The organism is Treponema sp. UBA785, assembly GCF_002297065.1.
In the GTDB taxonomy this organism is placed as follows: Bacteria; Spirochaetota; Spirochaetia; order Treponematales; family Treponemataceae; genus Treponema_D.
This window is the reverse complement of record NZ_DBJD01000011.1, coordinates 1-9,848: the sequence shown is the minus strand read 5'-3', so window position 1 is coordinate 9,848 and position 9,848 is coordinate 1. Positions and strand designations below refer to the sequence as shown.

Annotated in this window: 10 protein-coding genes; 5 read left to right on the top strand and 5 right to left on the bottom strand. The window is 38.5% G+C overall.

Annotated features, from left to right (window positions below; all coding sequences use genetic code 11):
* Positions 1-1,539 (bottom strand): hypothetical protein (locus B2X33_RS00685; protein ID WP_296666751.1); only part of this gene is annotated, 1,539 nt, incomplete at its 3' end.
* A 136-nt stretch (positions 1,540-1,675) separates the two neighbouring features.
* On the opposite strand from B2X33_RS00685, the gene hflX reads away from it, so the two are divergent.
* Positions 1,676-3,019 (top strand): GTPase HflX, encoded by a 1,344-nt coding sequence (gene hflX, locus B2X33_RS00680; RefSeq protein ID WP_296666748.1) that lies wholly within the window; start codon positions 1,676-1,678, stop codon positions 3,017-3,019.
* Between the two features lie 27 nt (positions 3,020-3,046).
* A complete protein-coding gene (locus B2X33_RS00675) occupies positions 3,047-3,532 on the top strand; it encodes a flagellar basal body-associated FliL family protein (RefSeq protein WP_296666746.1) in 486 nt (161 codons plus the stop codon).
* 105 nt (positions 3,533-3,637) lie between these two features.
* Here the strand turns inward: B2X33_RS00675 and B2X33_RS00670 are convergent, their stop codons facing one another.
* Entirely contained in the window at positions 3,638-4,606 is a 969-nt protein-coding gene (locus B2X33_RS00670) for a M23 family metallopeptidase (protein WP_296666744.1), read from the bottom strand.
* Between the two features lie 65 nt (positions 4,607-4,671).
* Positions 4,672-5,274 carry an SAM-dependent methyltransferase gene (locus tag B2X33_RS00665; protein WP_296666742.1) on the bottom strand — a complete coding sequence of 201 codons (603 nt, stop codon included), beginning with the start codon at positions 5,272-5,274 and terminating at the stop codon, positions 4,672-4,674.
* A 242-nt stretch (positions 5,275-5,516) separates the two neighbouring features.
* Here B2X33_RS00665 and B2X33_RS00660 point away from each other — a divergent pair, with 242 nt between their 5' ends.
* From B2X33_RS00660 to B2X33_RS00650, 3 genes are read left to right on the top strand one after another with little or no spacing between them, the layout of a single operon-like run.
* Positions 5,517-6,572 (top strand): FPP/GGPP synthase family protein, encoded by a 1,056-nt coding sequence (locus tag B2X33_RS00660; RefSeq protein ID WP_296666740.1) that lies wholly within the window; start codon positions 5,517-5,519, stop codon positions 6,570-6,572.
* Between the two features lie 25 nt (positions 6,573-6,597).
* Complete coding sequence (locus tag B2X33_RS00655) at positions 6,598-7,143, top strand: tetratricopeptide repeat protein (RefSeq protein ID WP_296020323.1); 546 nt, start codon at positions 6,598-6,600, stop codon at positions 7,141-7,143.
* Complete coding sequence (locus tag B2X33_RS00650; RefSeq protein WP_296666737.1) at positions 7,136-7,570, top strand: SoxR reducing system RseC family protein; 435 nt, start codon at positions 7,136-7,138, stop codon at positions 7,568-7,570. The genes B2X33_RS00655 and B2X33_RS00650 overlap by 8 nt, the downstream gene beginning before the upstream one ends.
* A gap of 67 nt (positions 7,571-7,637) precedes the next feature.
* Here the strand turns inward: B2X33_RS00650 and cheB are convergent, their stop codons facing one another.
* Together cheB and B2X33_RS00640 are read right to left on the bottom strand one after the other, a co-directional pair.
* Positions 7,638-8,837: a protein-glutamate methylesterase/protein-glutamine glutaminase gene (gene cheB / locus B2X33_RS00645; protein WP_296020340.1), complete on the bottom strand. Its 1,200-nt coding sequence runs from the start codon at positions 8,835-8,837 to the stop codon at positions 7,638-7,640.
* Between the two features lie 104 nt (positions 8,838-8,941).
* Positions 8,942-9,757, bottom strand: coding sequence for a CheR family methyltransferase (locus B2X33_RS00640; protein ID WP_288518496.1), 816 nt, complete (start codon positions 9,755-9,757; stop codon positions 8,942-8,944).
* Positions 9,758-9,848: the final 91 nt, after the last annotated feature.

Below are 9,848 nucleotides of genomic sequence, written 5' to 3'. Positions count from 1 at the left end.
CGGCTCAACATCGTTTGCACTTTCCTGCACATCGCGTTTTTTTGCGCTTTCCTGATTTTTTACTTTTATGTCAAGTTGACCGCTACCCAAGATTTCTTCGAGAACATTTTTTAATTCGGCGCTGTCTATTTTTACGCTTTCTGGAATTTGTGAATTTTTTGGTAAATCTGAAAAAATTGCAGTTTTAAAAAACTCTGTCCAGCCGTTTTCAAAAAGCGCATCAATTTCGGCAGGATATTTTTTTCCGAGACGGCCAAGGCTTTTCTTTATTTCTTCTTTTAACTCATTTTTTCGTTTTTGCAGCTCTTCGTCAGGAAGTCTTTCGTTGGACTTTTCGTACGATTCGGCAAAAATTTTCTGAAAATGGTTTATTCTCGCTTTTATTATGCTCAAATCATCGCGTTTTAAGTTTAAAATCAAAAAAATCGTCAAAAATAAGGTTAAAAAAACAAGCGCTAACAAAAGAATACGAAGTTCAAGCGAAATTTTAAACATTCCGCCGTCATAAACAAAACAGAGAAAACTAAAATTTTCTTCTCCTAAATCTACAATCTTCGTAAAAACCGCAAAATTGTAGTTTGCAGAAAGAGGCTCTTTATTTTCTCCAGCATTGTCCGTCGAAAATTCTTTTTTTTCAGAATCAATTTGCTCGCTTGATTCTTCAGTTTTATCCAAAAGAAGATATGTTCCTGTCAAATAAACATTCTGTTCAAAAAGTTCAGTCCGCCTGTCTTCAGCCAAATTCAAAACTTTTTTACGGACATTTTCGCGCAGCGCTTCGAGACCGTTCCCCAAAAGTTCAGAATTTGAATAAGGGAGTCCAAAAATATAACCTGCAAAATTCGAATTACCTGTAAAAAGATATTCCGCTCCATCTTTTTCCGAAAGGCTGATTTTGTTTTTTGAATACAAAAACCTTACAAAGTCCTCGGTTCCGCAATAAAAAAATACGTCTGCCGGCTGCGAAATTTTTCCAGAATTATCTTTTCCAATAAAAGGCAACGAATAAATTATGCGTTTTTTTTCAAAATCGTTAAAAATCTTGAATTTCCGGCCATTTTTGCAATCTAAAAGCTCAAATTCAACTTCCTGCCCGTTTTTTACGAAATTCGAATAATCTTCGTAGACCGTCGAGCGTTCATTTTGTTTTTTTTTATCGCTTCCAAAACTGCTGTAATGAATTTTTCGGCCGTTAGAATCAACAATGCGAATTCCTTGCAAATAAGGCGATGAAGAAAAAATCTTTGCACAAGCCGAAGCGCGCGACTTTACTTCCTCGTCAGACGAAACTGATTTTGTAAAAGAAAGCACGGCATCGTCCGAAGCAAAAGAAGCAAAACGCTCAAAGAGAATCTGATTATATTGTTTTTCCTGTTCCGAAAGTTCTCTGATTTTCTGTTCAATCGGTTTTCTTACAGCCGGCTGATAAAATTTTGCTTCAATAGAATCAAACTGTCCGGAAAGTGTAATCACCGAAAAAAAAGCAAAAATTAAGACAGAAATCAGCAAACTTACAGAAAATTTCTGACTCGAAGTCAAAATTTCACCTGCAAATTAAAAAATATTTTCTCTATTCTATCTAAAATCGGCAAAAAAAAGTAAGGAATTCACTGTTTTTGTAAAATATTTTATACTATTTTTGTTATAAAATTTGCACTTTTATAAACGCTAAAACATGATAGAAATTGAAGAAGAACAGAATCAAAAAATAAAAGCTTTGCTTATTGGCCAGCCAGAAGTTCCACTTGCAGAACTCGAAGGTCTTTGCAAAACACTCGGAATAGAAACAGTCAGAAGCGTAAATTTGACGCGTTATGAACCTTCACCCGCCTATGGAATCGGCTCAGGAAAAGCTCAGGAACTTTGCGCACTTGCAAAAGAACTTAAGGCAGATGCAATAATTTTTGACTACATTCTCGAACCGCGAAAACAGCGCAACTGGGAAAAACTTTCAAAACTTGCAGTCTTTGACAGGCAGGAAGTCATTTTGCGGATTTTTTCTGCACGGGCGCAGACAAAAGAAGCAGTTCTTCAGGTGCAGCTTGCAAAACTCGAATATTCACTACCGCGGCTTGCCCACATGTACGGCGACTTTGCAAGACAACGAGGCGGAAATTACGGTTCAAAAGGCAGCGGCGAAACCCAGCTCGAGCTCGATCAAAGACAGGTTCGCGACAAGATTGCGCTTGTAAAAAAAGAACTTTCTCAGGTTGTGCTCGACCGGCAGACACAACGCAAAAAACGCGGCAGAACGCCATGTCCATCCTGTGCAATAGTCGGTTACACAAATGCCGGAAAATCAACGCTGCTCAACGCACTCACCGGAGCAGATGTTTTTGTCGAAGACAAGCTTTTTGCAACCCTCGACCCAACAACAAGAAGGCTCAACTTAAAAGAAGGCGGCTCTATTCTTCTTACGGACACAGTCGGATTTATTTCAAACCTGCCGCATTCTCTTGTAAACGCCTTTAAATCAACTCTTGAAGAAGCAAAAAACGCAGATTTACAGCTAATCGTTCTTGATTCCAGCGATCCGAATGTTTTTGAGCAATACAAAACAGTCGTTTCTGTTCTTGAAGAAATAAAAGCAGATAAGGTAAAGCGAATAATCGTCCTGAACAAAACAGATTCTCTCGAAGAGGAAAGTCCGCAGGCAGTCCGGCTTTATGCCGGATTCAGCAATGCGGTAAAAATAAGCGCTTTAAATCATGCCGGGTTTGAGCAGCTCACTAAAAAAATCTGCGACAGCCTCTTAGGCAAAGTCCAAAACCTGATAATTCCAACAGAAAAACACGCGCTTTTAAACGATATCCGCAAAAACGGCATCTTGCTCACAGAAGAATGGCTTGCCGACGGAATCCACGTAAAGGCACGAATTGGGAAGGAATTTTCTATTTCGCAGGAAGAACAAAAGACTTACGGAAATTCAATTTTTGTAGCAGAATCAAACGAAAATTCTCCAAATTTAAAAAGAACAAAAAACAGGCTTTACTCAATTTTAGAGCCATTTTTGAATTAAATGCCGGCTCAGAAACAAAAGAATAATATGAACAAATTGAATAAAATTTTAACAGGAATATTAGTTTTTCTCGCAGCGATTGTTTTTTTTACAGGAATTACTTTTTCAATTTTGCGCTCAAAAAACAAAACTAAATACACATTGCCAGACAGCGAAAAAATATTTTTAAATCAGGCAGAGTTTAAAAGCTCTTCTTCTCAAAACAACAAGGCTTTTACAAAAATCGGAAAACTGCGCGTAGCAACAAAACCCGGCAAAAACGGAAAAACAAAAATCGTGCTTATAACGCCTTACATTGAATACAGCGACGACCAGGCATTTTACGAAGAATTAGACCGAAATCTGGCAAAAATGCGCGAAATAATACTCAATTATTTTTCTGAACGGACAGCCGAAGAACTGGCAAAAAAAAACGAAGAAAAAATAAATTCAGAAATTTTAGAAAAATTGAATTCGATTTTGATTTTACAGAAAATTCAAAGGCTTTATTTTACAGATTTTTTGATTTTATAAAAAATGTTTAATACAGCCCGGATTGAAGCCCCGTCAGTTTGAGCGGCTTAACGCCGCTCAAATGGAACGAACAGCGGAAGGGCGAAAAGCCGGAAAAGCTGCCGTCTAATTCCACAAATTCTGCGGATTTATCTGCTTGCCGTTTTTAAAAACTGTAAAATGCAAGTGCGGTCCTGTGCTCAAGCCTGTACTTCCTACATAACCGATTACAGAATTTTGAGTTACGTATTGATTTTTTACAGCTGCAATTGCGCTCATGTGTCCGTAAAGTGTTTTATAACCAGAATGATGCGTTACAATCACGTAATTTCCGTAAGTGTTGTTAAAACCTGTAGATGTTACTTTTCCGTCCATTGCCGCATAAATTCTAGTTCCCTGAGGACAGGCCATATCTACTCCGCTATGATAAGAACGCGCTCCTGTAAAAGGCGATTTTCTCCATCCAAAGGCGGAAGACATATACCATCTTGCATGAACAGGTTTTTTAAACAAATCTCCGTTAATTTCCTGGCGGGTAACCCAATCCAGATGAGCATCCGGCAAAAAAAGCATTGTTCCAGCAGAAAGAGAGTCGCTTTCCGAAACCTTATTCACTGCGCAGAGTTTTGCATTGTCAATCTTATATTTTTCAGCAATCGAAAGAGAAGTCTCTCCATCTTTGCGCACAGTGTACAGAATTCCTGGAATCGAAGGAATTTTTAAATAAGTTCCAATCTGCAAAAGCCTTGAAGAACGGATATTGTTTACAGAAATTATGGTATCTTCCGTAATTCCGAAATTTGACGCAATAACGCTAATCATATCTCCAGAATGTACGCGGTAAGAAATATAGCAAATCTCGCTCAAGTTCAAATTTTCTTCTTCAGCAAGAGCAACTTCGCTTTCCGAAACAACAGGCAAACCAGGAGTTTCAAAACCTCCCTGCCCGTTTTCTTCCTGCTTTTCAGGCTGTAAAAGAAGTCCAGCCGTCAAAACAACACAAAAAGAAGCCGCGGCGACAGAAAAACAGGCGAGAGCTTTCATGCTAAAAATTTTCTTTTTAAAACCAGCAAAATCAGTATTTTTAAATTTCATTTTTATCCTGTCTATAATACAAGCAATGCAATTGACAGATGCAATTGCAAAGCAAAAAAACAGCCTTAAACATTTTTTTTATTTATTCCAATAAGATAAGTTTCAAAACTTTCGGCACGGCAGGCAACAGGCTTAAAACCTTTTGCAGAGGTAAAAATTTCGCGCATCATTTTTAAGAGCGCCTGCTGGTCTCCGTTCTGAAAAACCTTTACAGCAAAATTTCCGCCCGGGCGCAACATTGTCTGGGCATAATAAATCGCCATTTTTACAAGCCCCTGAGAACGCGCAGTATCGACAATTCTGTTACCTGTTGTTTTAGGAGCTGCGTCGCAAACCACAAGATCAAAAGGACCTTCTTTTTTTATAGTTTCCAAAATAGCTTTGTCAGTTAAATCGCCCTGAATAAAAACAAGATTGTCGCCCTTGACATCTTTTGCAAGAGTATTCAAATCGCAGGAAACAACCTTGCTTTCCGGACTTAAATTTCTGAGCAAAAAGGTCGTCCAGCTTCCAGGGGCCGCTCCCAAATCCAAAACCCTGCTGTTTTTTTTGAGAATATGAAATTTTTCGTCAATTTCTTTTAATTTATAAACCGAACGCGCAGGATAGCCTTCCGAAAAAGCTTTTTGCGACCAAAAATCCGGCTTTTCATAACTGTTCGATGCCATAATTCTTAATCGGCAAATTTTACTCATTTTTTTACTGTTTTGTAAATGAAAGTTTACCGCTTTTTTTTGGATTTTTAAGGGGCGTGCCGGCAAAAAATTGCCGTCAGGCTTTCCAGGGTTCCGGCTTCCGCCTGCATTGCTACGCTTCGCTCCGCAACGGCTTCATAAGCCGCCCTTCCAATCCTTCACGCAAATCAAAATCACTCGTACACAAAATTTTGTTTTTGAGTTATAATAAAGCTATGAAACAAGAATTTACATCTCGACTTGAACAAATTGAACTCTCTCTACAAAAAATTCTGCCGCAAGAACTTAATGACAGCTGGAAAGAACTGTCTTTCGGAAAAATAGATTCGTGCATAAATCAGGAACATATTTCGGTTTTAACCCAGCCTTGCGCACACTTAGTTTCGCTTGGCGGAAAAAGGTGGCGGCCATTGCTTCTCGTGCTCTGCGCGCAAATGACAGCCCAGGCAAAAAAAACAGATGTAGATTCAACAAAAGCCTACGGTTTAACTCCGCTAGTTGAATTTGCACACACAGCAAGCCTTATTCACGATGATATAGAAGACGGAGCAGACACGCGGCGCGGAAAACCTTGCGCACATATTTCTTACGGAATGGACGTTGCCATAAACGCAGGGAGCTGGCTCTATTTTGAAGCACCAACCGCAATAAAAGCGTTAAGTCTGTCTTCCGACGAAAAATTGCGTCTCTATGAACTTTTTCTGCAGGAACTGCGGCTTTTGCACCTCGGCCAGGCAATGGACATTAAATGGCACAGAAATCCAGACTTAATTCCTTCAACCGAAGAATATACAGCCATGGTTCGTAACAAGACAGGAACTCTCGCACGCCTTGCAGTCAAACTCGGAATTCTTGCAGGAGGCGGAACTGATTCAGAAATCGAAGAAGCTGGAAAAATCGCTCAGGATATTGGTGTTGCATTCCAGATTATTGACGATGTAAAAAACCTTACAACCGGAAATCCAGGCAAAAAACGCGGAGATGATATTGTCGAAGGCAAAAAATCTCTGCCAGTGCTTCTGCATCTGCAAAAAAATCCGCAGAACGAAAAAATACTTGCCCAGTATTTTACTCAGGCAAAAAATGAAGGAATAGAAAGCCCAGCCGTCGAAAAAGCAATTCAGCTTTTAACACAGAGCGGAGCGGTTGAGCAGGCGGCAAAAAAAGGTTCTGAACTTGTAACACAAAAAAGTCAGGAGCTTGCACTATTTTACGGAAGTAAAACAGAAATAGGCACCTTGATTGAAGAGCTTTTCAATTCAATGCGTTAACCACAGCAAAAACGGAAGTAAAAATATGCCGGCAAAAAAAGAAAATGTTTCACAACTTAATTCTCAGGCAATAAAACTTGCAGCCAACGGCGAATATCAAGAAGCGATTGCATGTTTTCAAAAAGCAATTACCTTGGAAAAAAACAACTATCGGCTTTGGTACAATCTTGGCGTTACTTACCGCGACACAGGCGACCTTTTGCGTGCAAAAGAATCTTTGGACAAGGCCTATTCAATCGAAGCCGAAGATGATCAAGTAATCGAAACGCTTGCTTTAATTGATTTTAACATAGGTCTTACAACAGAAGCGTTGCAATTCTGCCATAAAGGACTAGAAAACAACTGCAACAATTCAAGACTCTGGAACACACTCGGTGTAATATATTTTAATCTCGAAAAATACGAAAACGCTTCCGAAGCCTTTGAACAGGCAATTACAATCGATCCATATTATTATGACGCACTCTTTAACTTACGCGACACATATGAAGAAACAGGCAATAAAGTCGGCTACAAACTCTGCGATGCTCAGTTAAAAACAATCAAAAATTACGGACAAACAAATGCTTAATTTTGCTAGAGTCATTTCTGTTTCGCAAAATTCTCAAAAAGTTTTATTGGCTTCAGTTTTTTCGTCAGCTTGCATAAACTGCCCTTCTATAAGAACATGCAGGCACAGCACAAAGACATTTACCGCATTAAATATAAAGAATTTTAATCTCGAAGAAGGAAATATCGTCAGAATAGCCTTAAAAAAGCCAGTCAGAATTTTACAGGGGCTTTGTGCACTTTTCTTGCCCATAGCACTTTGCATTCTTGCTCTTGATTTTGCCCCTATTCTGTTTAAAATAGCAAATTTTCCAGCAAATATTCAATTTAACGAAACTATAAGGTTTTTGACAGGATTTTCAGCATTTATCTTAGGCGAACTGGCAATCTTTATCTTTAGCAGAGCAACATTCATACCATTGTCGCCAATAATAAAGCAAAAAATATAAAAAAAACGATGAGTGATACAGCTCACACAAAGCTCAATCATCGCTTTTTTGGTTTTAAATTTTTATTTTAATAATTTGCCATTGCCAGACTGCTTATTTCTTCAGCCATCTTGTCTAAGGCAACCTGTTTTTGAACAGCGCCAAGTTCCCATGCAACACGTGGCATTCCATAAACAATGGCAGATTTTTCATCCTGTCCCAAAGTCCACGCACCCTGCTTACGCATTTCTGCAAGCTCAACAGCACCGTCTTTTCCCATGCCGGTCATAATTACACCAAGAGCATTGTACTTAAAAACCTTTGCAACAGACTCAAACATAACATCTGCCGAAGGTCTGTGTCCATTTCTTTGAGGCAACCGGTTTGTACGAATCTGATATTTTCCAAACCCATTGTTTTCAACCACAATATGAAAATCACCCGGAGCAATATAGACATGACCTTCTTCAAGAACATCCTTATCTTCCGCTTCTTTAACACTCAAAGGACAAATTCTGTCAAGACTTGCAGCAAATTCTTTTGTAAAACCAGCAGGCATATGCTGAACAACCATAATTGGCTGTCTAACCCCAGGATTGATATTTGCAAAAACTTCACGTAACGCATTAGGGCCGCCAGTCGAAATCCCAATCGCAATCAGTTTAATTTTTCCAGGAGCATGCAACGGAGTAATAGCAACAATATTTTTCTTTTCACGAGGAATAAAAGTTTCAAAATCTTTTGGAATAGGCTTCGGAGGAGGAATTACGACATCTTTAGCTTTATCGCCAAGAGCCTCATGCAGTTTTCTTTCAATCGCCCGCTCCGAATTCAAGCGAATGTAGTAATCAGTGCTGTAAACATTTTTTCCATTAAAACGCGCCTGAGCTCCGCCATAAGAAGCAATCATTTCAATCAGACGGTCAGCAACAGAGTTTATATCTACAGAAACAGAACCGTTTGGCTTGGTAATAAAATCGCAGGCACCAAGTTCAAGAGCTTCCATAGTTACGGCAGCGCCTTTTTCAGCGATAGAAGACAAGATGATTACAGGAATATCAGGACCATGTTCTTTACGATAGCGAAGATATTCAATTCCCGTCATAACAGGCATTTCAATATCCAAAATAATAACATCAGGCTTTGTATATTCCAGTTTGCTTATAAGGAATTGCCCGTTCATCGCCTTATCAATAACTTTCATTCCAGGAGTATTGTCAATCACCCGCGAAATAACATTTCTCATTAACGCAGAATCATCACAAACCAAAACCGAAATGTCGTCCATTTTTAAATCTCCCATAACTAAATCGAAAAAAAATGCGCGCTCAAACAAAAATATATTTTCAAAGAGCCACAAATCAAATTCGTATAAGCAAAAATAATCTTTTTCTATAAGTTTTTCTGATAAAGACACGCCCAGTCTGTCTTTAAAAATTCGAATTTCGTATCCATTCCAAAGAGCGATTCAGAATGACCGATAAAAAGATAAGATTTCTTGCCCATAGCGTCCCAAAATCTATCAATGCACGCTTTCTGAGCTGCTTCGTCAAAATAAATCAAAACGTTACGGCAAAAAACAACATCAAGATTTCTCATACCAGAATCATTTCTAAGATTGTGGTAGTCGAATTTTATTGTAGAAATCAATTCCTTACAAACTTGATAACCGTTCTCTGTTTTTATAAAATACTTTGACAAATATTCTGGAGGAATCCCCTGAATTCTAGATTCCGGATAGAATCCCTGCTGACCAACCATTAGTGACTTCAAAGAAATATCAGAAGCCGTAATCTGGAAAGTATAAGGCGGCGGCAAGAGACTTTTTAGAATCATTGCAATCGTATAAGGTTCTTCGCCAGTAGAACAGCCGGCGCTCCAAATCTTAATAACAGTTCCGCCAGTTTTCTTTTTTTCTTCAATAATATGAGGAATTACATAATGAACAAGAGCATCAAAATGCGGCTGGTTTCTAAAAAAACGAGTCAAATTAGTAGTAACAGAATCGAGCATCGTTTTCATTTCGCCTTCATCAGACATAATCAAATTATAATAATCCTGAACCGAAGCCAGATTTTTTTCGCGCAATTTCTCCTTTAAGCGCGAATCAAGAATCGAACGGTTTGTTGCCGAAAAAGTAATACCGCTCTTGTCGTAAATAATTTTGCGAAATTTTTCAAATTCCGAATCAGTAAGTAAATCTGTCATATAAATATTATATCCCTGCAAACCCGAATTGTAAATTAAAAGACTTTTTTTAACAGAAAGTTAAATACAAAAACAACAAAAGGCAGGAGCA

Bases quoted from the DNA above. Each gene is read 5' to 3' on its own strand.
- B2X33_RS00665 (WP_296666742.1), bottom strand. From the start codon at position 5,274: ATGGCATCGAACAGTTATGAAAAGCCGGATTTTTGGTCGCAAAAAGCT.
- B2X33_RS00650 (WP_296666737.1), top strand. From the start codon at position 7,136: ATGCTTAATTTTGCTAGAGTCATTTCTGTTTCGCAAAATTCTCAAAAA.
- B2X33_RS00660 (WP_296666740.1), top strand. From the start codon at position 5,517: ATGAAACAAGAATTTACATCTCGACTTGAACAAATTGAACTCTCTCTA.
- B2X33_RS00670 (WP_296666744.1), bottom strand. From the start codon at position 4,606: ATGAAATTTAAAAATACTGATTTTGCTGGTTTTAAAAAGAAAATTTTT.
- cheB (WP_296020340.1), bottom strand. From the start codon at position 8,837: ATGGACGACATTTCGGTTTTGGTTTGTGATGATTCTGCGTTAATGAGA.
- B2X33_RS00655 (WP_296020323.1), top strand. From the start codon at position 6,598: ATGCCGGCAAAAAAAGAAAATGTTTCACAACTTAATTCTCAGGCAATA.
- B2X33_RS00640 (WP_288518496.1), bottom strand. From the start codon at position 9,757: ATGACAGATTTACTTACTGATTCGGAATTTGAAAAATTTCGCAAAATT.
- B2X33_RS00675 (WP_296666746.1), top strand. From the start codon at position 3,047: ATGAACAAATTGAATAAAATTTTAACAGGAATATTAGTTTTTCTCGCA.
- hflX (WP_296666748.1), top strand. From the start codon at position 1,676: ATGATAGAAATTGAAGAAGAACAGAATCAAAAAATAAAAGCTTTGCTT.